The sequence below is a fragment of the Maribrevibacterium harenarium genome (assembly GCF_006385675.1).
GTDB classification, from domain to species: Bacteria; Pseudomonadota; Gammaproteobacteria; order Pseudomonadales; family Marinomonadaceae; genus Marinomonas; species Marinomonas harenarium.
In genome coordinates this window covers 1-23053 of sequence record NZ_VFRR01000048.1, presented here as the reverse complement: position 1 = coordinate 23053, position 23053 = coordinate 1, and the positions used below count along the sequence as shown (strand labels likewise).

The following is a 23053-nucleotide window of genomic DNA, read 5'->3' as shown; positions in this document are numbered from 1 at the left end:
GTTCAAACGCGGCAATGCGAACATCAACTCAGGGAATGACAGATTCGGGAAGTCTAATCCCAAATCTGGGTAGGCTAAGTTCAAATCCGCTAGGGACAAGTAAGGCCAGTTCAAATCCACATTGGGGAAGCTGATATTGATGTCTGGCAAACCTAATGATGGCAACGCAAAACCAAGCTCAGGCAAAGACAAATCTGGCAGTTCGATATTTGGCAATATGGCTGCCAAATCTAGATCTGGTAGGTTTAAGCTTGGTAGACCAAGATCCCCCAAGTCTACAAATGGGAATGCGGCAAGGGATAGATCGATATCCGGCAAGGATAAGGAAAGATTAAGGTTAGGATCTAAATCAAATAGGTTGAAATCAAATGGTAAGTTCAACGGCAACATGCTCAGACCCGCTACTAACGGAGTGACCCCATCAGCTTCGGTTAAAGCAATTGAACCAATAGTCATGGTACCTGCAGCACCAAACTCACCATTGATGTTAGAAATCAAGCCAGCGCCTTGCAAACCAGAAAGACGCAACATAGCGCCACCCGGTGCATCACCCACTTTTAAGTAAGTATCGCCATTCGTCATCGACATCAGCAGCACATCTTGCGCCCCCTGACCACTGACGATTTCCATCTGAGTTTTGGTGAAACCAAATTGACCAGCAAGATTATAAGTTACTGGACCTGCGGTAAGACCCAAGTCGAGATTGGCATTAATAGCAAAGAAATCGTGGAATTTATCTTCACTGAAATCAAAGTAGGTCGAACCGATGGTCTCTTCCACCGCTTCTTCCATGGTATTAAAGCCAACACTCACACCGTTGACTTTGTTGATGTTAATGCCAGGTAGAGCCGTACCATCGAGCTGTTTTAGTGTGATATTGCCAGCGTTCAACACACCAGCTACGCCACGTTTATCAATTAACACCGCGCCATGAATATCATCGACATTGAGCGCAAGCCCTGTAGCCCCCGTCCCTGCAGCTAGGGCAATTGAGCCATTTTCCACATCAACACGAATTTCGTCACGCGTAATGGGATTCAACGCCATGCCAAAATCGGCCTTCAACGTTTGACCCGCAACACTCAACTCTGCCGCAGCGGAAACATTGAAGTAAGCGTCTTTTTCGCTGTTACTTTGAGTAATTTCACCGACTTTTATAGGGTTTACACTCAAATTGAGCAGATCGTCTTTGTTATCGTGAATTGCTTGAGCGTACGAAAAAGTTAAATCTGTGGCTTTGAGATTAACAGTGTCGAGCAACCCAGTTTGTGCCGAGGTAGCCGTACCATCCATAAAGAACCAACTGCGATTATCCGTGCTACTGCTAGTTGTTAGGTAGCTCAGCGCCACATCTAGATCGGAAATATCCAGTGTGAAGACGTCATCCACCGCCATTTTAGCGTTTACGTTCTCAACACTAAGATTCCAAACATCAAATAAAGTCGCTGTGTTGTTGGTATCTAAAAGGGAGTAATTTGAGGTGTATCCGACGGTGATATCACCGCTAATGTCAAAACCAGAGAAGGAAAGGTCACCAGAAAAGGTGTAAGAGGCAGAAGTATTGAAGTAGTCAATGTTCAATATCTCACCATAGGTATTGAGCTGTTCTGAACCCAGAATTTCACTGAGGAATGTTGAGCCGCTATCAATTGCCTTGGTAACCAGTTTAAGTTCTGTTGCTGACTGTTCAACATCGAAATATAAATCAGTACCCGCTATAGCTAATCCATCAATCGTATCAAACGCACCAGAATAGGTGCCGTAGTTGAAGATAGAAAACTCATCACCTGCATTTGGCTTGTAACCATTCAACAGTTCGATAGATAGAGCACCATCAAAGACAACATTGTTCGCGATGTTAATCTGATCGTACTGAGAGCCTGCTGTTAAACCAGCAATTTCGATGGTGATAGAGGAATCATTGGTGTTGGTTAAGCTATCGAAGTTCTGCTGACCTGGAGAATAACCTGGTGAAAGCTCGCCTTCATTCACCACGTTAAGATGCACGCTACCACTGCCACCAAGCGCCTCACCACTGCCAATTAAGAATTCACCACCATCTACGTACATGCTCGATTGGATATTAGCCAAGTCAAACGGCACATCGTCAACTTTAAATTCGCTATCGGCAGTTGGCTGCTCGTAAATACCCGCTTGCTGCTGAGTTGTTTGATTCAGCTTTTGAAAGGTGGAAAGCGTGTACTGCTCCGCAAAGGCGTCAAGAGGGCCAGATGGCTCCAGCAAGCGCGTACTGGCGACTTGCATGGCTCCAAATAACGGGTCTCCCGATAACAGAATCCGTGGTTCTAAGGCTTCTACTTTAAAAGCATCTTTAACTAACTTGGCGAGCAGTTTTGGCTTGGCGAACATACAACTTTCCTATCCAATGATTACCAGTGCAATGAGGACAAACCCTCTTTCAAAAAATGTTTGCTAATACAACGTGGCGCAAATATTTCTTACACTTTTCTAACAATAGAATGTAGAACAATCGGACAGGAGTTGTCTTGTACAAGACTTGAATGACAGGATTTTTTATCCAGCTTAACGCATTGGCTCTAAACGAAAACCAACGGTAGGCACAGTGACAATAAACTGATGGTTGTGAGTGTGCTTAGCGACTTTCTTTCGCAAACGATAAATAAGCGTATCTAAGGTTCCAGGACTACTCACGTTTGCCTCTTCAGCTAGACAATCAAGTAACACATCCCTTGTTACCACTTCACCCTCACTCTGCAGTAATCGCTTCATCAGGATAAACTCGGCACGAGTCAAATTTTCTGATTTACCGCTGACGCTTAAAACCTGGCGTTGCGAATCGAGAACTACCTCAGGCACCGGAACTTCACTAAAAAAGTCAAAGGTCATTTGTCTAGGCAAACCAAAAAAACGCTGAATAGCATTTAGCAAGGCCAACGAAAATAAACCGTAATCAGTACTCTTGTCGACAAAGCCGTCTGCACCACAACGCAGCGCCAATTCAGCTTCCAACGGATCATTTACGAACACGAAAACCAGAGCATCACTGCGCATACGTACTTGTCTAATCCATTCTAGGAGCTGAGTTCGTTCCGACGTCTTTAATATGACTGCCTGAACTCCTACCAAAGAAGTAAGACGATCTATTTTCACTTCTTTTATTGGCACCATAGTCACAACCGCCTGCTTCGCGTTAAGCTGAGACACCAAATCAGGCATTGGACTGTCGTAGTAAAAATGAACCGTGCGCGTGTTTAGCATAGAAGGGAATTCGACTTTGATACCTTGTAGTTGCATTCACTTTTGATTGAATTTGATGATCCTAATACAGGGCAATTCGTAAATACAACCAAATACTAACTAAATTTAATTGAGCTGATAAAAAATCGACCAAACGTTTGATTTTTACAAGAAACGCTCAATTTTTTCTTGTTTTTACAGGACATTTTCCGATAAATAGCATAGATTGAAACGGCGTTGGTATGTCGGTGAGTGTTCAGCCTCCGCTAACCAGCTCTATTACTAAATTGCGATCTAGGTATCACAAAGGGCTTTTGAATGTTTACTAAACTTACTCCTATCAATAAAGAAAACCACGCCAACCTTAAAGTTAAAGCTATCGAAAGCTTTGAATTCGCTAGCAAATTTCATATCGCATCAGTGATGGTGCACGAGTTCGTGCGTGCGGCTTCTGTCTACCCAATCGTATTCCTTGAGGACAAAGCTCAGGACGAATTCCGTCCAGTCACCCTATTAAGTCTTGATGCTGGTGAAAACCTATTTGTTGATGTGAACGGCAAATGGCAAGCTTCTTACGTACCGGCAATCATCCGCCGCTACCCATTTGCTCTTGCAAAAAATCCAGAGCAAGACAGCTTTACCGTTTGTGTGGACGAAGACAGTGCTTATGTTGGCACCGAAGAAGGTCAGCCTTTATTCGACGAAAATGGCGAACCGACTGCAGTTATCGAAAATGTGAAACGCTACCTAGGCGAACTACAGCAAATGGAAGCGTTCACCAAAGCATTTTGCCATTTCTTGTCTGAAAACAACCTATTTACACCGTTAAATATGCGCGTACGCGCTGCCGATCAAATCAAAAATGTGACTGGCTGCTACGTTATCAACGAAGAGCGCCTAAACAATCTTTCTGACAAGAAGTTCCTAGAGATCAAAGAGAAGCGCTACCTAGCACCTATCTACTCTCATTTAACATCGCTTTCTCAAATCGAGCGTCTAGCTCTGCTTAAGCAAGGCGTAAGTGCTATCGAAAGCCCAGCAGCTGCAACCGAAGGCAATCTGCAATAAGTTCGTAGCTGTAGCTAATACCGCAATAACACCTAAACCGATAAGTTGAGCATTTGCTCACTTATCGGTTTTTTCTTTCGCCAAGATCAACAAATTCCTCGGGGTCAGGGCGTAGTCACAAAACTCCTTCACCTGCACCTGATAACCCTGCTCCTCCAAGCGCAAGGCGCGATCCAGCACTAGCCAAAGCTCCAGTGGCCGGCGGAAGTATTGGGTGATTTCTTCAATACGAGCCACTTGCTGGCGGCGCTGTTGTCCTATCGTTAGGTAATGATCAATCTCCGCTTCATTTAGAGAAAAGGGAAGTTGCTTTTGCTCAATAGCCCACTGGCAAAACGCGCCAAATCCTTGGCTCAATAATTGTTTCGGCAGTGAGGGGATATTTAAGTATTCATCTATGTCGCGAGCCTCTCTTTGCCAACTATCAAAGCCTAAGCGGTAAGTGAGTTCTAACTCACGTAACCGCTGTTCGCGGGCGCCAGCGGTAGCGACTTCCTTGACGGCAAGTTTGAGGTTATCTCGATGCAATGTCGTTTTGGCATGGCGCCCGACGTTGGATAAGGGGGTATAGGTTTCTTCTCTGGTAAGGTGATAGCAGCAGGGGGCAATGGCAAACTGAGGCAATTTTGATGCGCTGCCTGTTTCAATCAATACTCGGTGCAAGTCCCCGCAGGCGTGTAATGCAACTGCCATATGACCATTAGCAAGGGTAGAATCCCCCTCCCCTTTGAGTACATCAGCATGAATAAAACCCTGTGGTAACTGTAGCTGTTCAGCAACATGTTGACCTTCTTCACAGAGACTTTGCTGCCACTCAAGACTCACCACAGGCACTTGAAATTGATGAGCAATGGCTTTACCGAGATGCCCCTTGCCCGCACACCATTCTATGGTTGCTCCAGCGGGGCGAATATGCTGGCAAAAGGCTTCAATTTGCTGCCATTTTCTCCCTTTGATGCCGTTTTGCATTCTCGGCGGAAACTTCATCACAGAAGTTGCCATGGATCCCTCCCGCAACCAACTTGTGTCCGGTGGCGGTGTGATGCCACCGTGCTCTAATAGCCAATCTACGCCACTCAAGTTTATTTCAGCCCCATCCAACCACTCGCAGAATTCCGGTTGAGTCTGTCGCCAAGGCCAATCTAGTTGCTGAAAGGTTTGCACATCCCACCATTGGCGGTGCCGGCTAAGCCAATGATCAAGGGTGAAAAAAGCATCAGAGAGAATGGTCATAGTCAGGTGTGCAATATTTTTTACAGTTTTTCGTGGCTAGATTCTGGTGAATGAATTGTATTTTACCCGCAATGGGGCAGAATATCGGCATTGTTTTTGGCGTTACTACCAAGCTGATCGAGAAGGATAAACAAGCCCATGTTCAAACACTTACAAGCCGTACCCGGTGACCCACTACTCGCCCTTATCGTTGCCCACCAACAAGATCCAAATCCGAAGAAAGTGGACTTAGGGGTTGGCGTTTACAAAGATGATGAAGGTCGCTGCCCAATTCTGGAATCGGTAAAAAAAGCCGAGCAGATCATGGTAGATAACGAGGTAACAAAAGCCTACCTTGGGGTATACGGTGCTGCTGAGTTCGCACCCATTATCCAAGAGCTGTTACTTGGTAAAGACAACGCCATCATTAAGGAAGGTCGTATTCAGTCGACCCAAACACCGGGAGGTACTGGCGCGTTGAAAGTGGCAGCTGACTTTATCTCTGCCAATTTACCTGACGCGCGTCTTTGGGTAAGTGACCCGACTTGGGGAAATCATGAGTCGATTTTCCGGTCCGCCGATGTGGAAGTCTGTCACTACCCTTACTACGACGCAGTCACCAACGGTGTCCGTTTTGACGAAATGATGGCGAAACTAGAAGCCGAAACCAAGGCAGGTGACGTACTGCTATTACACGCTTGCTGCCATAACCCGACCGGTGTGGATTTATCCTTCGAGCAATGGCAAGTGATCACTGACTTTGTTAATCAGCGCGGTTTGCTACCGTTAATCGATGCGGCTTACCAAGGCTTCGGCGATGGCTTGGAGGAAGACATGGCCGGTCTGCGCTATATGGCAGAACGCACTCCAAGCATGCTGATTGCTAATTCTTTCTCGAAAAACTTTGGCATTTACCGTGACCGCTGCGGTGGCTTAAGTGTGATTGCAGAAACCGCAACTGAAGCAAAAAATGCGTTTTCTATCATTGGCCAAGCAATCCGCGCCAACTACTCTATGCCACCTGCCCACGGTGCCACTGTGGTTCATACCATTTGGACGAATCCAGAACTACACAGTCTGTGGGAAGCGGAAGTAACCCAAATGCGCAACCGTATTAATGGCTTGCGCAATCAATTAGTGGAAAAGCTGGCTGCTACTGGGGTGAGCAAAGACTTCAGCTTTATCGCCAAACAGCGCGGTATGTTCTCTTACTCTGGTTTGACCCTAGAGCAAGTTCGCACCTTGCGTTCTGACTACTCGATTTACATCGCCGATACTGGTCGCATGAGCGTTGCTGGTGTCAGTGACCACAACATCGATTACCTGTGTGACGCCATCGCCAAAGTCGTTGGCTAACACAAACTCAGTAACGCCCCTTTGCCATTGGTTTAGGGGCGTTTCTTTAGCGATTAATGGATAATTTTCGGACCATCATTCCCTAGAATTTGAATCTCTGGGTGATGGAACTGCGCCAAGCGCATGATGGAAGGTTCTAAGTTCTCTTTCCAGAATCGGACTTCCGCGTCACTCATTGCGTCGATTTTCTCCCATCCTGCTGGGGTACCAAATAACCGCACGCTTGCCATTACATCGTCCATAAACTCTCGGTCAGGGGATTGCGCTAGACCCAGCAATTTGGCCCCACGCATAAAACCAACACACCAATCCTCAACAATCAGTGTCACTTTGCCGTCTTTATCTTTGTGCTCTAGATAAACTGGAGCGAGATCGCCATTGATCAGGCCATTAACTGCCTCTAGATGCAGTAGCATCACCAGACTGTGAAACTCCTCTTCCCGCTCGATGGATGGCCACATAGGTTGATCATCGTCTCCACCCCAGATAGCCCGCAGCCACTCATTGGGATGTAATAAGTCCTTACCGCAACCGATAGCGGTCAAATAACCGTCCAGTTCGGAAACGCTCATAATGGAGCGCTCACCGCCGTAATTCTGAAGAAAGTAATCGAGCTGCTCGTAGAGCTCGTCGGTTTCTATTGGATCGTCCTGCATGGTTTTTCTCGGGTCTAAAATACCCTTTCATTCTACGCAACAAGTGTCACAGTGCGCAAAAATAAAAATTTTTAAAGGTCACTAAAGACCGACAGATATAGGAAAGTTTCCATACCCTCAATTAATATACCCAGTGATTGTGCCCCAACGGCATCCGATTCAATAAGGTGCGCCGCTCCCGCCAATCCGGCAGTAATCTATCCATGTGCGCTTTAAATTGCTCATTGTGATTTCGTTCTAGCAGATGCACCAATTCATGTACCAATATGTACTCTAGACATTCTGGGGGCTTTTTCGCGAGTTCTAAGTTTAGCCAAATACGCTTTGCCTGCGCGTTGCAACTGCCCCACTTGGTTTTCATCTTTTTGACTCCCCAATCAGAAGCTGTAACGCCTATCTTCTCCTCCCAAACAGGCAATAACTCAGCAATTCGCGCTTTAAGTGCATCTCGATAATATGAGTTCAGTACCAGCGCCTTGTTCTCAAGCCTTGTTGCGGGATTAACATATAAATGCAATCGACCACGACCTAGCTTGATTTCATGCTTTCCGGAACGCTCAATAAGATTGAGACGATAACGCCTGCCCCACAGATAATGACATTCACCGCTAACCATTTCTCGGTCAGATTGGCGAGGTTGATTGGCAAAATCACTCTGCTGTTTCTTGATCCAAGGAATGCGGCTGATCACTGCCATCCGGATTGCGGTTTCTGTCATAGCTTCAGGAGCAGAAACACGCACACGCCCATCGGGTGGCAACACACTAATATGAAGGTTTTTAATTGCCTTCCGATTTAACTGCATCGCAATAGAACCAATTTCTACCTTAGGCATTAATGGTACTCTTTTTGCGCTTTTGCCAATTCCATTACACTCTGAATATCCAGCGCATACCCTGCCGTTTCTTCTCGCACCGCATTGGCAATTTCTCGCTCCTTAAAGCGATCTCCCACCCAATCCGCTTTTTTGGTATAACGAATGGCACTGTCTATTTTTGTAGCCAGCAATTCATCTTGACCAAAATTATCGTAAAACGCGCGTTTTGGATTAGAGTCCATCGATGGCGGATAGTTAGCCGCTGTCTGCTCCGGACGTATAACCTTACGAGATAGCTCGCGGATTTTTTCCAGATACTCTTGGTATTCAATCGCTTTTTGGCGACGAAGCTCGATCAGCTCATCCAATAACACCGACATTTGCTCGTAATACTTGGGGTTAACCGGGTTTTCATCAACGATGGTTTTACGCACGTTATTTTCGATGGTTTCGGCCATGGCTTCCTGATTCTTACGAATACTTTCAGGTAAAGCCTCTACGGCATCAGCACCTTTTTCGACAATGAGTTCAATAAGCCCTAGCTCTTCAAAATCCATCAGTACTTCGCTGTCATCCGCACGAATATACATATCTAACAAGTGGCGCATGGCAGGCTCAAAGCGTTTCATTTCTACCAAATCGCCACTGGCCAGTTTTACTTCGTCACGGACTTTTTCAAAATGAGCAACTTCTGTTTTTATCGAGTCTACATCTTGCGCAGAATAGCCTGCATCAGGCATTTCATTGGCGATATTGGCGAACGCACGCAGTAGTTTGGCAACGTTTTGATAAAGCGTTAAACGCAGTGCCTCTTTCTCAGTAAGCTCGTCTTGGTTCTGACCTGACTTGCCACAAAAGTAATGAATGTAGTCTTCTGTATTGCGTGGCGCTTTTACCGGCTCACACAAGGCGCGCACCATTTCCAGTGCATTATCCAAATCGAACTTGGCTTGCTCTAAACGATCTTTCAGCAGCCCTGCAACGTCTTCCTTGTCATAACCATCAAATGCGCCTTGAGTATAATCAGAAATCGCTTTATCCAACGAGCGGAACAGATCCTTGTAATCAATGATGTAACCGTATTCTTTATCATCGCCATCCAAGCGGTTCACGCGGCAAATGGCCTGGAACAGGTTGTGATCAGCCATCTGTTTGTCGATATACAAATAGGTAGCCGAAGGGGCGTCGAAGCCAGTCAGCAGCTTATCGACCACGATGAGCAAGCGCATTTGTCCTGGTTCATCAATAAATTGCTTTTTAACTTCTTTTTCAAACTCTTCAACTCGGTTAGCGGCCTTGTCTTCCGGTTGCTCGAAATAATCCGCAAGCATTTTGCGGTAAATATCGTACTTAAAGAGCTTTTCCGTTAAACCCTCACCGGTTGCTTCCCCTTTAATGCTGGCAGCGGTCGGCTGAAAACTGGTGACAATAGCCACCTTACCGGCTAGATCCGTTTGGCTGAACATTTCATAAGCTTTACAAGCTTGATAGACACTAGAGCAGACCAACATGGCATTGCCGTAGCCATCCATCAGGCGTGGCTTAGTGTCCATATCCAGCAAGATATCATTCACAATCTGCTGCAAACGCGATTTACTGGACAGCACCTTTTGCATGGTGCCCCATTTCTGTTTCAACTGGGTTTTCGCTAATCGAGATAAGCCGCGAGTTTTGGCTTCAAACCATTCATCGACCTTTTTCTGCGAAGTGACATTTTGGTCGATGTCTCGTGCTTCGTAGCGTAAATCGAGCACAACGCCATCGGCCACGGCTTCATCAAACTTATAGGTGTGAATGTAAGGGCCAAATACCTCCACCGATTTCTTCTTGTCTTTCTTCATCAGCGGGGTGCCGGTGAAACCGACAAACATGGCTTCTGGCAGGATGGATTTCATCGCCTCGTGCAACTTGCCCGATTGCGTACGGTGACACTCGTCCACAAACACAAACAGATCGCCTTTGGCTTTAAAATCCGATGGTAGAGACTGCTTTAACTCGGCAATAAACTCATCCGTCGCAGCATCGTTTTCCGAATCTGATTGCCGACCAAATTTGTGCACCAACGAACATACCAACCACGGATTGGGCTGGTTGAGTGTCGCCACTAAATCAGCACCGCTTTTGGTGCGATAAATATCTTCCTCAACACCGGTGAATACTTTTTCGATCTGCTCATCCAGCTCGGTACGATCGGTCACAATCAATACACGTGCGTCTTTGACATTCTCACGTATCCATTTTGCCAGCCACACCATAGTGAGGCTTTTACCAGAACCTTGCGTGTGCCAAATAATGCCGCCTTCACGCCTTGAGATATGGCGCTTTGCCGCTTCAATACCAAAGAACTGATTATGACGACAGGTCTTTTTTATACCGGCATCGAAAACGATAAAATCGTGGATGATCTGTAAAAAACGCGCTTTATTGCATACGCGACTCAGGTGAAAGTCGAGCTTATGGCTATACCCGTTCTCTATCTCTTCTTTCCATTCAAGATAGTGCTTCTCCGGTGTTTCAATGGTGCCATATCGCAAGCCTTGCGTATCATTACCCGCCATCACCAATTGCATGCTGGTAAAGAAGTTTCGGATAAAATCTTTCTTCTGGTTATCGAGGTTCTGGCGAATACCTTCGGAGACAGACACCGAAGAGCGTTTCAGCTCAATCACGCCCACAGCAATACCATTAACATACAGCACTATGTCTGGGCGTTTCTTATTCTCGCCCTTAATGGACACCTCTTCGGCAATGGCAAAATCGTTTGCTTCTGGGTTTTTCCAGTCTATCAACCACACGGTTTCATTTTGCTGGCCTGCACCGGCTTTGTCTTTTACGCCATAGCGCAATAACCGGTACACGTCTTTGTTGGCGTAATAGAGCTTTTTACCTTCGCCCAGCGCTGCTGCCGTATCCAATTGGCGAATAGCACGATTGATCAACGCCTCGCTGACACCACGCTTTTTTAACCAATCAACCAGGATATCCACTTCAATATTTTTATTATTAGCGCGATCCTGCCAATCGCCTAAATAGCGATAGCCTAAGTCAGTTTGAAAAAACTGAACAATACGATTTTGGGTAGCGCGCTCACGCTGACCAACGTTACTCATTTTAACGTCCTTATTCTATGCGTCTCTTGATAATGACTTTAAATGTATTTCCAGCCCTGTCGTCAATAAACTCTATGTCTGGATAGGCTTTTATCGCTCGTTTTATGCCGCTCCCCAAGCCCCGATATGGCAACACTTTTGGCGCAAACGAGGCCAAAATTGGATTTCTAACATTCGAGTTACCCATTTTGATATTTTCTATCGTTAAGCTATTGGGCAAGTGACCGGGGCTCACGATTTCAATTCGATCAGCAAACACTAAAACCTTAATCGGCGCGGATACAAAGTAATCGCGATGAATAAGCGCATTGGCAATAAGCTCTTCAAGCACGATTCGCGGAATTTCAGGCTCACCTACTGAGTTGACGCCTTGTTCATTCTGTACATAGCGAATGTTAGCCAACACAAAACCCAGAACCTTTTGGAACACATCCGATAGCTTGCCGTTAATATCCTGGCTGTCGATATAATGCTCGTCTTCGATATCAACACCCGGAAAAGCCACCGCTTTTACAATAAAAACAGGGAGGCGTATTTGTGGACGTGACGCAAACAGCAAAGTGCCGCAGATGTTGAGCTGCCCATTCTTTGCCAAATTCATGTTTTCAAGCAGTTGAACACGAGATACGTCTTGGTCTTCAACTCGTTCGCCGTATTCCCTTTCAAAAAATGCGTCAAAAAACTCTTGGTCTATGTCTATAACAGAACTACCGTTCACGGATATCTCATCTGCATGGACCAACGCAGAAGATTGAAACATTCTCAGTAGCTCTTCTCGCGCACTGACTTTGGATTTGTTAGCGCTATTTTTTACCCAGACATGTAGGTTGCCGTCCATATAAGGCTTGCTTATGCCTTCAGGCACATCAACAACCATCACCATACCACTGGGTAACGCAACGTTTTCCGTGGTAACGGAAATCGGTGGTTTTACATCCTTGGCTGCATTAGAAACGAGCTGGTTAATGCGCCCCATATCGTCAACGGTTAGCCCTTGAATGTCGCCGTCATCCGTAACCCCGATCAACAATAAACCGCCTTTAGAATTACTGAATGCAGCCAGCTCAGATACTAAACTCTCAGCTCGGGTAATATTTTGCTTAAACTGGTGCCTTGAGTCTTCACCGTTGGCAATAATGGCTAAGAGTTCTTCGGTTTCCATGCTTCATATACCTGCTTACGTTTCTCGAAGGCTTCGGCACCACCTTCCATAATACTTACAATGCGTTGCTGAACGTCAGCACAGTCAATGCTGCCGTTAACTAACGCGATATGGTCATCTTGATACTCACAGGCAATCACCTGTTCAGCATCACCCAGCACCGGAATATTGGCGTTGTGTGTTGCGAAGATAAACTGGGTAGAAGGTTTAAGCTCTCTAATCAGCTTGATGACATCGTCATAGATGGTTTGGTTGTCCAAATCATCCTCTGGCTGATCAATGATCACCACGTCGTTTTCTTGCTGACTTAACACAAACAGCATCAACGCCGATGCCCGTTGCCCCAACGAGTGGTGCGCCAGTGCTTTGCCGTGATACTCGATAGTAAACACATTCGGCACTTGCCAGGTTAACAAGGCTTCTAGGTTGTCTTCAAAATACTGCCAGAAGGTATCAAAAGACCCGCTAAGCGTGCTTTTCAGCTTTTCAACGTCGCGATAGGCCGATGCGAAATCACTGTATTCATCCACCACACTTTGCAACGTTGCTTCACGAATACGGCTCCCGCGATACAAATCTTGAATGTGCTTAAGCATGGCAGCCTTATTCGCTTTAAATTGCGGCACAATTTTAAGGGGCGAATCAACCCGATTGATCTTACTCAGTACCTGCTCAATAGTGCGGTACTCCTCCAGCCATAGATCATTCAGCTGCGCTAATTCACGCTCTAGGGATTGATTCAAATCCGCATACTGCTGCTCGCTTTTGGCGAGTACGGCTAACATTTGCTCGGCTTGGTCTAACAGGGTTTTAAGCTGCTTAAACTCCTGCGGGCTGATGGCCTGCGCACCTGCTTGCTTAAGCTCGGTGGCCAGTTTGCGTTCAATCTCGGCAAACTCTTCTTTTAGCGCCTGCTTTTGTTCCACAAAGCCAGACAGCTTCTGCTGTAACAGAGCAACCGTACTTTGACCTGTTAGTACCGTTTGCTTGATGCCATCAAATCCAGCAATCAACTGCTGATAGGTGGCAAAAAAATCATCGAAAAACGCTTGGTTTTGGGCAGATTTATACAACGCCTGATTTTTTAGCTCATCTTCAAAGCTGGCGACAAAACTATTGAGCTCAGAAAGATAATACTCAGCACCTTGAATGACTTGCTGCGCTTTGCGCTCATCACGATCAAAATCAACCTGTTTCTGAAGCTTAGTCTCAACACCGTAGCGTTGATAAAAATCTAACCGATGCTGCGCATCTTGCTTTTTCTGCAACCATTCTTGTTTTTGCGTTGCCGCTCGGTTGAGGCGTTTAATCTGATTAATCGCATCCGCCACCCGCTGCCGGCCTTGCTCAATTTTTTGTCGAACGGGCACCAGTGCGTCGCCAAGCAGCTTTTCAATCAAATCTTTTTCAAAGCCAGCGCCCGTACTGGAAAGATCTTTCTGACCGAAGTAAATCGGCTGATGCAATACCGTTTCACGCACTGACACGCCCGGTTGTAACTGACCGTTCACATAGACATCGGGGCGCTCACCCAATATACGGCGGATTTGATAGGGCTGACCACGGCGGTCAATGGCGTCGATGGTAATTTTGCCGCCACTACGCAGTAAGTGTTTTACCAACCCCTCTTTGTATTCCACATCCGACGATTTATCACCAAAGGGAATATTCAGCGCGTAACGCACCCCTTCCAACACAGATGATTTGCCACTGCCACGAATGCCAATCAGGGTATTAAGCTCAGGTGAAAGGCAAATTTCTGTGCCACCCAAAGTACCCGCCCCTTCAAAGCGGATTTTTTGCATATAAGAATGTTTATAGCTAGGCAGCTCGGCGCGGACTCGGGAGGCTTTATCGCGCAGCGCAAACTTAACCGCCTCAAAGCTGAATGAACCAAGCTTTAAGTAGCTTGCCTCTTTACGGGCCGACATGTCCGCAAGGTTCTTGGCATCACAACCTTCCACTTCAGCCGGATACAAATAACCTAATGCTTGCTGGATTTTCGCACGTTCATCGCGGGTGCGCACTTTTTGAAAAGCCAAGACTCTACGCCTTACTGTCGCGTTATCAAATAAATCCTTTATTCGCCCTGGTGCGAGTTCTTTCCACAAACCCTTTGGTGCTTCGACGTGGGCAAAAATGAGAAAATAATCTTTGTGAAATTTATCCAGCTCACGCACGGTATCGACTATATTGTGGTTAGAGCGTGCATTTTCTTGTTCAAAGTTTGCTTGGCCTGCAAATGCCACACTAAGAAAACTTTGGATGTAATTCTCATTTTCTTTGTTGATAAACCATTCATCAGAAAACACCACCAAAGTATGTACACCGGCCTGACCATCTTTAATAGATAGCTCAATGCCCGGCAATAAACCAATGCCTGATTTATCAGCTTTCCTGCGCAATGCCTTAAATTCATCTACATCAAATTTATTGTGGTTAGTGATAACCCCAATACCAATTCCCGCATTCGCAAGCGCCGCAACATACTGGTTAGCATAGTCATTTTCTTCACCACTATAGGTAAACTCTTTATCAGCACGAGTATGGAGGTGGAAGTCGGCCTTTAACCAGCGGCTTCCGTATGCAAATACAGATTCACTCATGAATAACCTCCTTTGACGGCTTGATTAATCGTGTTTTACCCGTAAGCAGCTCTTGCATCATGCCTTGTTTGATTTGGCGAGTTTTGCCAAGGCGTTGTTCCAGTGCCTGAATCTCTGCGTCCATATCGGAGAGGATGGTGGCAATGGCGGTTTGTTCTTCTTTTACCGTAAAAGGGATTAAGTAAGGATATATATGCTTATTGTTAATCTGTGGAATAGATGTAGTGTCCGCAACAGAATCCAGTCCGCGGTACAATAGCTGGTTGTGTAAATAAAACTCATCCATTTCAGAAGAACATGTCAATGTCATTAAATTTGTATCCATAAAAGAATCTCGTTTTAACACTCGAATTTTATTGGATAGAATCGATGCTCCTCTTTTAGGAAAAATAATGCTCCCTGCGCGGACGACTCTCGAAGTCTGAATATAATAGGGAGTCTCATCAGCATAGACCGAGCCATTGTTAAGCTGTTCAACTTTGAAATATGGTACACCATCGGTCAAAAATTGAAATTTAGATGGACTATCGCCACTACAAATTTCAACTAAATCACCAAGCGTTACAACCTCCCAATCCGCCGGTATTTCCCCCAGCTCACTTGGCTTGGTGCCTTTGCGAAGGCCGTCGTGGCCTTCGCCCTTCGGGCCGCCGGTTCCGGAGTCCAAATTCGTTCCCGACGAATTTGTTGGCGTACCATCGTCGCGCAAGGCAAATTGCGGCAGGCGAGTGCGGCCGGTGAGAAGTTGTTGCATGGTGGCGGTTTTAATGGCCTTTTTTTTGGCAATGAGTTTTTCCAGCTCGCTGATCAGCGCATCAACATCTGATAAGGCATTGGCGATGGCGGTTTGTTCTTTTGTTGAAGGTAATGGAAGAGCAAAGCCAAGGATGGTGCTGGCTTTCAAAAAGCTTGTACCAACTTGAGTGGCATTCTGAGCAACCAATTTACGAACATACGCTGATTTAAAAAGGTAAGCTAGATAGTCGCTCTGCATCGCCGCAGTAACACGAATCAAAGCAACGTTGTGATCATAGGCCGTTGGTTCATCCAACTCTTTCACCAACATGACCTTTCCTACCCCTTCCAACTTTACTGACGCAAGAGCTAAGAAAATATCATCCACTTCTACAGAGTAAGCGCGTATTTCGTTCTCAGAAAGTTGTACTCGCTGAGCACACTCAGGCCTAAACTCATCAAAATTAAATACATCCCCTAATTTGATGATTTTTGTTCCCGTACTGTAAAGTCGCTTATCCTTGTAGATTCCAGAGGGAAGCCTATGGTCTTTAACAATTTCTCTCATGCAGACAATACCCCAATCCTCCGGTATCACCCCAACTTCCGTTTGCTTATAACCAACAGGCACCTGCTTTACTTCGGTGGCAAGTTGATGATTGACCCTTGATCCTTGAGAACGCGCTTGCTCTGTCATTTTCCATTCTCCATTTTCAACTCTAGACTCAGCACTGCTCGTTCCCGCTCCAGTTCCCGTTTTAGTTCTTCTTCTGTGGGCAGGTAAGGCAGGTATTTAGCCGCGAACAGTTGTTTCTGACCGGCCAGTACTGAGTATTTCACCACGGCTTCGCTTTTTTCGCTGCATAGCACTAGGCCAATGGTGGGGTTGTCGTCGTCACCTTTACGCTGTTCGTCATAGCGGCGCACATAGGTATCCATTTGGCCGATATCTTGGTGTTGAAGCTTGCCCAGTTTTAAGTCCACCAGCAAAAAGCATTTGAGCTTGAAGTTGTAGAACACCAGATCGATGTAAAAGTCTTCGTCGTCAAAGCGGATACGCTGCTGACGCTCCACAAAGGCAAAGCCTTTGCCCAGTTCCAGCAGAAATTGTTGCAGGTTGCTGATAATGGCCTGCTCCAGCTCGCTTTCCTGGTAACTTTTATCTTGCAGGTTTAAAAAGTCGAGGATATAAGGGTCGCGCAGGTAATCCCTGGCAGTTTCTGCCAGTGGCTGGGTATTGGCTTGGGCTTCATGCTCAACGACGGCTTTATCTTGGCTGGCTAACAGGCGCTCGTAGTAAAGCGTACTGATTTGGCGTTCTAGTGCGCGCACACTCCAGTTCTGAGTAATGGCTTCTTGTTGATACCACTGCCGCGCAGAAGCGCTTTCAATGCGGCTCAGACGAATGTAATGAGACCAACTAAATTCGAGAGACACTGTCTCTCGAATTGGAAACGCTTGGTAAAAAGCCCGCATATGGCGGAGGTTGGTCACATCAAAACCTTTGCCCAAGCGCTCAGTCAGTTGCTTTGACAGCTGATGCAACTGCTGCTGGCCGTAGGCGGCTCGACTTTCACCTTGTTGCTCATCTTCAACAATCAAGCGGCCAATTTGCCAGTAGCTTTGCACCATAGCGCTATTCACTGATTGGCGAACTTGGTTTCTGGCTTGCTCAATCTGGCAAGCAATCGCCTCCACCAGCCGGCTTAATCCGGCGGTGTTTGCTTCACTTGCGGGGCTGGCATCTCTCATACCGCCCACTCCAAGCCCATGGCTTTTAGGTGGCCTGCCACCTTGTCGCTTAAGCTCTCTACCGATTGAGTGATGGCAGGCAGTGGCTCGCTATAGCGTTCTTCCAACTCTTTCACACGATTGGCCAGTTGCTGGGTCACGCGCTCGATTTCAGCGACAATCTGGCTTTCAAGCGTTGCCAGCCATTTGTCGTCCACAATCAGGGATTTGATCTCATCCATGCTGAGTTTGGGGTATTGCTGAAATACCGCTAAATCCAGCGCGTCTTGCGCTTCTTTTAGGGCTTTTTTAGCATCGGCCTCGGCATCAAAGAGCTTTTTAGCTTGTTTGAGTGCGGCTTTTTCATCGGGGTCGGTGGCCAGTTTCAAACGCGCCGTCACCGTGGCTTTAGTGACTTTGTCTTTATCGTTTAGCGCATCGTTGAGTAAGCCGTCTTCACCGGTGTTTTCCTCAAGGAAAGTTTCAAGCGCTTGGCTGGCGCTATCCAGCGCACTTTGCAGGTGATCCACTTGAGCTTGTTCTTCAGCAAAAAAGCGCGTCACAATAAGCGCTGGTGGAATCAATTCCGCTTTGTATTTAGCTTTACCAATTACTAGATCAGGGGTTTCTTTAAGCTTTTCGCCCTTATTCACCACCAATTCACGCAGTACTTTGCCGGCTTGCCAGCCGTCTTGCACCAGCACGTACACATCGTCTTGCATGGACTCAGCCCAGTAATCCATCAGGATCTGGTAAATGTCGTATTTACTGAGCAGTGGCACGGCGGTATAGGATTGCAGTAGATGTTCGGACAGGGTGTGTATCCATTCCTTTGGTTTATCACCAATATAAATTTCTTCCAGATGCGCATTTTCTGCCCATTGCTGGAAAGGTTGCAGACTCTGTTGCGCAAAGGAGCGAAATTCATCGTGATTCAAAATAGTGCTTTTCACTTCAGCGGCTTTGACTAAGGCTCTGCTATAGCCTTCACGATCATTTTCAAACAAGGTCGCACGGATACTCGGAAACACCTGCCAATATTGTTCGAGTGCATCTATATCGGCATTGGGGATACCGCCTTGCAGGTGGGCGCTTAAATCGTGTAAGTCTTCCGGTTCGCTGGAATCTATATAACGGGGAATATTCAAGTTGTAGTCGTTACCGGCAATTTCACTGAGCGGAACCATGCGCGAGTAGCGCGGCACTTCTAGCTGCTTGGTAAAAACGTCAACGATTTTGTGAATATCTTGGCTGCGCAGGCGGTTTTTATTGCCGTCTTTGGCAAAACCTTTGCTGGCATCGATCATAAAAATACCCTGTTTTTCACTGGCTTCGCCAGTTACGCTGAGGGCTCTTTGCTTCGCGTACTCTTTATCAATCACGATAATGCAAGCAGGAATTCCGGTGCCGTAGAACAGGTTGGCGGGTAAGCCGATAATGCCTTTAATGTAACCCTGTCTGATCAGGTTTTCACGAATACGCGCCTCGGCATTGCCACGGAACAAGACACCGTGGGGCAGAATGACGGCGCCTTTACCGGTACTTTTTAGGCTTTTAATGATGTGCAGCAAGAAGGTGTAGTCACCGTTTTTCTCTGGCGGAATACCCCAGGTAAAGCGGCCAAATTCATCCTCGTTCGGGTTAATGCCGCTGGTCCAGTTTTTGTTGGAAAATGGCGGGTTAGCTACGGCGAAGTCAAAGGTTTTGAGCTCGCCATTTGCCTCCTTCCATTGCGGGTCGGCAATGGTATTGCCTTTCCAGATTTTAGCAGTGGCATTGTTGTGCAGGATCATGTTCATGCGTGCCAAGGCACTGGTGGCGTTGTCCATCTCCTGGCCAAAAATACTCAAACCACGGGGTGCTTCATCACTGGCTTTTAGCAAGAGCGAGCCTGAACCACAGGTTGGGTCATAAACAGTGGCATCTTGCGGGGTATTGCTGTCAATACCGATCACTTTAGAAAGGATGCGTGAGACTTCTGACGGCGTATAGAACTGGCCTTTGGATTTGCCCGATTCGGTGGCAAAGTGGCGCATCAGATATTCGTAGGCATCGCCTAGCAAGTCATCTCCATCGGCGCGGTTGGCAGAGAGGTCTAGCCCTTCAAAGATACCGATCAGCTTAGACAGACGGTCGATCATCTCTTTGCCTTTGCCGAGCTTGTCTTCGTCGTTAAAGTCGGCAACGTCAATCACGCCTTTGAGGTCGTTTTCTTCGGCCAGCGCGCTGATGATTTTATTGATTTTATCGCCGATCTCTTTGTCGCCTTTCAGGGCAACCATATCGTCAAAACTGGCACCTTGAGGAACTACAATCATGCCATAGGGGTCACCCTTGTACTTATCGGAGACATACTTCATAAACAGCATCGTCAGCACGTAGTCTTTGTACTGACTGGCGTCCATACCGCCGCGCAGTTCGTCGCAGCTGGCCCAAAGGGAAGAGTAAAGTTCGGTTTTCTTAATGGCCATGGTGGTTCCTTTAAAACATCTGCAACAATAATAGAGCGATTCATTCGCCGGACGTATGAATGACCTGAGGTGGCTAATCCACCACCGCTAGGTTACCGTAGGTTTCGAGCCAGTCTTTTCTATCCCCAGAGCGTTTTTTCGCCAAGAGTTTGTCGAGGACTTCACCGGTTTCAGTAGGATCATCCATGGTTAGCTGGATCAGGCGGCGAGTGTCGGGTGCCATGGTAGTTTCCCGTAGTTGGGATGGGTTCATTTCACCCAAACCCTTGAAACGCTGGACGTTGACGGTGCCCCGTTTGTTTTCCGCTTCAATTTTATGCAGGATGATGTCTTTTTCTTCGTCATCCAAGGCGTAATGCACTTCTTTACCGATATCGATACGGTAAAGGGGTGGCATAGCGACGAAAACATGGCCATTGCGCACTAATGCAGGGAAGTGGCGCACAAATAGAGCACAAAGCAAGGTGGCGATGTGTAAACCGTCTGAGTCCGCATCGGCGAGGATACATACTTTGCCATAGCGCAGGCCCGATAAATCATCATCCATCGGGTCAACTCCAAGGGCCACGGAAATATCGTGAATTTCTTGGGAGGCCAACACTTGGCTGGAATCGACTTCCCAAGAGTTCAAGATTTTCCCCCGAAGCGGCATGATGGCCTGAAAGTCTTTATCCCGTGCTTGTTTAGCGGAACCGCCAGCGGAGTCCCCTTCTACCAAGAAAAGCTCACTGCGAGCGGAATCTTGCCCAGCACAATCGGCCAATTTACCCGGTAAAGCGGGGCCTTGGGTAATTTTCTTACGTACTACTTTTTTGCTGGCACGCAGACGCTTTTGCGCGCTACTGATGACTACTTCGGCAATTTTTTGCCCTTCTTCCACGTGCTTGTTGAGCCACAATGAAAAAGCGTCTTTTACGGTTGCCGAGATAAAGGCCACGATCTGGCGCGAGGATAAACGTTCTTTCGTTTGACCGGAGAATTGGGGTTCTTGTAGCTTGGCGGACAATACATAGCTGCAGCGTTCCCATACGTCTTCGGCGGTCAGTTTAACGCCCCGAGGCAGCAGATTGTGGAAGTCACAGAACTCGCGAATCCCCTCCAGCAAGCCAGTACGTAAACCGTTCACGTGGGTGCCGCCCTGAGCTGTGGGGATCAAGTTCACATAGCTTTCGGTCACCAGTTCACCACCTTCTGGAAGCCACTGTACGGCCCACTCTACGCCTTGAGTTTTTTCCAATAAAGCGCCAACAAAAGGTTCTTCTGGTAATAGGGTATAGCCTTCATTGGCCTTGGCTAGGTAATCTTTTAAGCCATCTTCAAAGAACCACTCTTCCCGCTCTTCTTGGGCGCCACTTTGATCGATAAAGATCATATGCAGGCCAGAGCAAAGTACCGCTTTCGCTTTAAGCAGATGCTTTAAACGCGGGACAGAGAATTTACCCGAGTCAAAATATTTGGCATCTGGAGTGAATTTGACTTTAGTGCCGGTATTCTTTTTGCCCACTGTTCCTACAACAGCAAGATCAGACACCTTATGACCATCGGCAAAGGCAATATGATGTTGGCTACCGTCGCGCTTTACCCAAACTTCTAGGGACGTAGACAAAGCATTTACAACCGAAACACCCACCCCGTGCAAACCACCGGCAAATTGGTAATTATCACTAGAAAATTTACCGCCCGCATGGAGCTTGGTAAGGATCAGCTCTACCCCAGAAACGCCCTCTTCCGGGTGAATATCCACTGGCATACCTCGACCATCGTCCTCGACACTCAGCGAGCCATCTTTGTAAAGGGTGACTTCTATGCGGCTAGCGTGACCGGCTAGAGCTTCATCCACCGAGTTGTCGATGACTTCCTGAGCCAAGTGGTTTGGACGCGTGGTTTCCGTATACATTCCCGGGCGTTTTTGCACCGGTTCTAGGCCGCTGAGGACTTCAATCGACCCAGCGTTGTATTCTTTTGCTGACATGGGCACTTCCAAGTTATGGGCGGTGGCAGACAGAGCCGAACACCGCCGAAATACAGGCAAATTTATTGGGGCAAAGTCTATAACGGGGCGGGGTGAGTGGCAAACGGTTCCCGACACTAGAGTGCTATCATTGATTGCACGGCGATCAGCTGTTTGCTATTTTTTACTCAAAGTCTCCATGAGGAACCGCAATGGCGAATTTGGTTGTACGTAATATAGACGAGGAAATTGTGCGGGCATTGAAGGCACAAGCTGGCTTGCATGGCATCAGTGCGGAAGCAGAACATCGACGCATCTTGGAGCAAGTGCTACTGCGCCCTAAAAAGCGTAATTTAGCCGAGATTCTTTTAAACATACCCGGTGTTGGCGAGGATGCCGACTTTACCCGCCAACAGGATGATGAGGCTCGGGATGTATTTACTTGATACCAATATCATCAGCGAACTGCGCAAGGGCGTGAATGCGAACCCTGGGGTTTACGCCTTTTTCCAGCAAGCTATCTCAGATCAAACCCAGCTTTACTTGAGTGTGATTACCATTGGTGAACTACGTCGTGGTGTAGAGATGATTCGCCATCGAGGCGATCATGAGCAGGCCAGACGCTTGGAGCAATGGTTAAACTCGCTGGTTTCTGACTACGCTGACCGAATCTTACCTTTTGATCAAGACGCCGCTCAGGTCTGGGGGAAACTGCGTGTCCCCCATCACGAAAATGCTATCGATAAGCAAATTGCTGCGACCGCTTTACTTTATGATTTGACAGTGGTGACACTTGACAACTCTCGCGCAGCAAGCTGCGGAGATTCTTGATTAAGCCACATGAGGCAGCTCAGACGACATATTACTGTCTGCACTCAAGAGTGCCTGAGCCGCTTCGAGGGTAGTATCAAGCAACTTGCCCGTTGTCAGCGGGACTACGCAGTTCAACCTTGCGACAG

The 23053-nt window shown here is 47.0% G+C and carries 16 protein-coding genes; 4 read left to right on the top strand and 12 right to left on the bottom strand.

Annotation, left to right across the window (positions count from 1 at the left end; translation table 11 throughout):
* Both FJM67_RS15335 and FJM67_RS15330 read right to left on the bottom strand, forming a co-directional pair.
* The coding region (locus FJM67_RS15335) for an LEPR-XLL domain-containing protein (protein WP_140591129.1) at positions 1–2370 on the bottom strand (2370 nt) is incomplete at its 3' end.
* A gap of 174 nt (positions 2371–2544) precedes the next feature.
* Positions 2545–3276: a winged helix-turn-helix domain-containing protein gene (locus FJM67_RS15330; RefSeq protein WP_140591127.1), complete on the bottom strand. Its 732-nt coding sequence runs from the start codon at positions 3274–3276 to the stop codon at positions 2545–2547.
* A gap of 261 nt (positions 3277–3537) precedes the next feature.
* Here FJM67_RS15330 and FJM67_RS15325 point away from each other — a divergent pair, with 261 nt between their 5' ends.
* The gene (locus FJM67_RS15325) at positions 3538–4287 is read left to right on the top strand and encodes a SapC family protein (RefSeq protein WP_140591125.1); all 750 of its coding nucleotides are present in this window, start codon (positions 3538–3540) and stop codon (positions 4285–4287) included.
* Positions 4288–4344: 57 nt separating this feature from the next.
* Here FJM67_RS15325 and FJM67_RS15320 read toward each other — a convergent pair whose 3' ends face one another.
* A complete protein-coding gene (locus tag FJM67_RS15320) occupies positions 4345–5520 on the bottom strand; it encodes a methyltransferase (RefSeq protein ID WP_140591124.1) in 1176 nt (391 codons plus the stop codon).
* A 138-nt stretch (positions 5521–5658) separates the two neighbouring features.
* On the opposite strand from FJM67_RS15320, the gene FJM67_RS15315 reads away from it, so the two are divergent.
* On the top strand, positions 5659–6855 hold the full coding sequence (locus tag FJM67_RS15315) for an amino acid aminotransferase (protein WP_140591121.1): 1197 nt from the start codon (positions 5659–5661) through the stop codon (positions 6853–6855).
* A 53-nt stretch (positions 6856–6908) separates the two neighbouring features.
* Here the strand turns inward: FJM67_RS15315 and FJM67_RS15310 are convergent, their stop codons facing one another.
* The 9 genes from FJM67_RS15310 to parE all read right to left on the bottom strand — a co-directional run bounded on the left by FJM67_RS15310 (position 6909) and on the right by parE (position 22115).
* Positions 6909–7511, bottom strand: a complete 603-nt coding sequence (locus FJM67_RS15310) for a UPF0149 family protein (RefSeq protein WP_140591118.1) — start codon at positions 7509–7511, stop codon at positions 6909–6911.
* A 121-nt stretch (positions 7512–7632) separates the two neighbouring features.
* Positions 7633–8346 carry a M48 family metallopeptidase gene (locus FJM67_RS15305; RefSeq protein ID WP_140591115.1) on the bottom strand — a complete coding sequence of 238 codons (714 nt, stop codon included), beginning with the start codon at positions 8344–8346 and terminating at the stop codon, positions 7633–7635.
* Positions 8346–11438 carry a type I restriction endonuclease subunit R gene (locus FJM67_RS15300; RefSeq protein WP_140591113.1) on the bottom strand — a complete coding sequence of 1031 codons (3093 nt, stop codon included), beginning with the start codon at positions 11436–11438 and terminating at the stop codon, positions 8346–8348. Before FJM67_RS15300 ends, FJM67_RS15305 begins: the two co-directional genes overlap by 1 nt.
* Before the next feature lie 10 nt (positions 11439–11448).
* Positions 11449–12600 carry an RNA-binding domain-containing protein gene (locus FJM67_RS15295; protein WP_140591110.1) on the bottom strand — a complete coding sequence of 384 codons (1152 nt, stop codon included), beginning with the start codon at positions 12598–12600 and terminating at the stop codon, positions 11449–11451.
* On the bottom strand, positions 12579–15206 hold the full coding sequence (locus FJM67_RS15290) for a TrlF family AAA-like ATPase (RefSeq protein ID WP_140591107.1): 2628 nt from the start codon (positions 15204–15206) through the stop codon (positions 12579–12581). Before FJM67_RS15290 ends, FJM67_RS15295 begins: the two co-directional genes overlap by 22 nt.
* On the bottom strand, positions 15199–16638 hold the full coding sequence (locus FJM67_RS15285) for a restriction endonuclease subunit S (RefSeq protein ID WP_140591104.1): 1440 nt from the start codon (positions 16636–16638) through the stop codon (positions 15199–15201). The genes FJM67_RS15290 and FJM67_RS15285 overlap by 8 nt, the downstream gene beginning before the upstream one ends.
* The gene (locus FJM67_RS15280; RefSeq protein ID WP_140591101.1) at positions 16635–17693 is read right to left on the bottom strand and encodes a PDDEXK nuclease domain-containing protein; all 1059 of its coding nucleotides are present in this window, start codon (positions 17691–17693) and stop codon (positions 16635–16637) included. The genes FJM67_RS15285 and FJM67_RS15280 overlap by 4 nt, the downstream gene beginning before the upstream one ends.
* Positions 17690–20143, bottom strand: a complete 2454-nt coding sequence (locus tag FJM67_RS15275) for a type I restriction-modification system subunit M (protein WP_140591099.1) — start codon at positions 20141–20143, stop codon at positions 17690–17692. Before FJM67_RS15275 ends, FJM67_RS15280 begins: the two co-directional genes overlap by 4 nt.
* Positions 20144–20216: 73 nt before the next feature.
* Complete coding sequence (parE, locus tag FJM67_RS15270) at positions 20217–22115, bottom strand: DNA topoisomerase IV subunit B (RefSeq protein ID WP_140591096.1); 1899 nt, start codon at positions 22113–22115, stop codon at positions 20217–20219.
* A gap of 191 nt (positions 22116–22306) precedes the next feature.
* Here parE and FJM67_RS15265 point away from each other — a divergent pair, with 191 nt between their 5' ends.
* Together FJM67_RS15265 and FJM67_RS15260 are read left to right on the top strand one after the other, a co-directional pair.
* Entirely contained in the window at positions 22307–22540 is a 234-nt protein-coding gene (locus FJM67_RS15265; protein WP_140591092.1) for a FitA-like ribbon-helix-helix domain-containing protein, read from the top strand.
* A complete protein-coding gene (locus tag FJM67_RS15260; protein WP_140591090.1) occupies positions 22527–22925 on the top strand; it encodes a type II toxin-antitoxin system VapC family toxin in 399 nt (132 codons plus the stop codon). Before FJM67_RS15265 ends, FJM67_RS15260 begins: the two co-directional genes overlap by 14 nt.
* Positions 22926–23053 lie beyond the last annotated feature (128 nt).

Bases quoted from the DNA above. Each gene is read 5' to 3' on its own strand.
- FJM67_RS15285 (WP_140591104.1), bottom strand. From the start codon at position 16,638: ATGACAGAGCAAGCGCGTTCTCAAGGATCAAGGGTCAATCATCAACTT.
- FJM67_RS15280 (WP_140591101.1), bottom strand. From the start codon at position 17,693: ATGAGAGATGCCAGCCCCGCAAGTGAAGCAAACACCGCCGGATTAAGC.
- parE (WP_140591096.1), bottom strand. From the start codon at position 22,115: ATGTCAGCAAAAGAATACAACGCTGGGTCGATTGAAGTCCTCAGCGGC.
- FJM67_RS15320 (WP_140591124.1), bottom strand. From the start codon at position 5,520: ATGACCATTCTCTCTGATGCTTTTTTCACCCTTGATCATTGGCTTAGC.
- FJM67_RS15295 (WP_140591110.1), bottom strand. From the start codon at position 12,600: ATGGAAACCGAAGAACTCTTAGCCATTATTGCCAACGGTGAAGACTCA.
- FJM67_RS15300 (WP_140591113.1), bottom strand. From the start codon at position 11,438: ATGAGTAACGTTGGTCAGCGTGAGCGCGCTACCCAAAATCGTATTGTT.
- FJM67_RS15305 (WP_140591115.1), bottom strand. From the start codon at position 8,346: ATGCCTAAGGTAGAAATTGGTTCTATTGCGATGCAGTTAAATCGGAAG.
- FJM67_RS15290 (WP_140591107.1), bottom strand. From the start codon at position 15,206: ATGAGTGAATCTGTATTTGCATACGGAAGCCGCTGGTTAAAGGCCGAC.
- FJM67_RS15265 (WP_140591092.1), top strand. From the start codon at position 22,307: ATGGCGAATTTGGTTGTACGTAATATAGACGAGGAAATTGTGCGGGCA.
- FJM67_RS15310 (WP_140591118.1), bottom strand. From the start codon at position 7,511: ATGCAGGACGATCCAATAGAAACCGACGAGCTCTACGAGCAGCTCGAT.
- FJM67_RS15325 (WP_140591125.1), top strand. From the start codon at position 3,538: ATGTTTACTAAACTTACTCCTATCAATAAAGAAAACCACGCCAACCTT.
- FJM67_RS15260 (WP_140591090.1), top strand. From the start codon at position 22,527: ATGTATTTACTTGATACCAATATCATCAGCGAACTGCGCAAGGGCGTG.
- FJM67_RS15275 (WP_140591099.1), bottom strand. From the start codon at position 20,143: ATGGCCATTAAGAAAACCGAACTTTACTCTTCCCTTTGGGCCAGCTGC.
- FJM67_RS15315 (WP_140591121.1), top strand. From the start codon at position 5,659: ATGTTCAAACACTTACAAGCCGTACCCGGTGACCCACTACTCGCCCTT.
- FJM67_RS15330 (WP_140591127.1), bottom strand. From the start codon at position 3,276: ATGCAACTACAAGGTATCAAAGTCGAATTCCCTTCTATGCTAAACACG.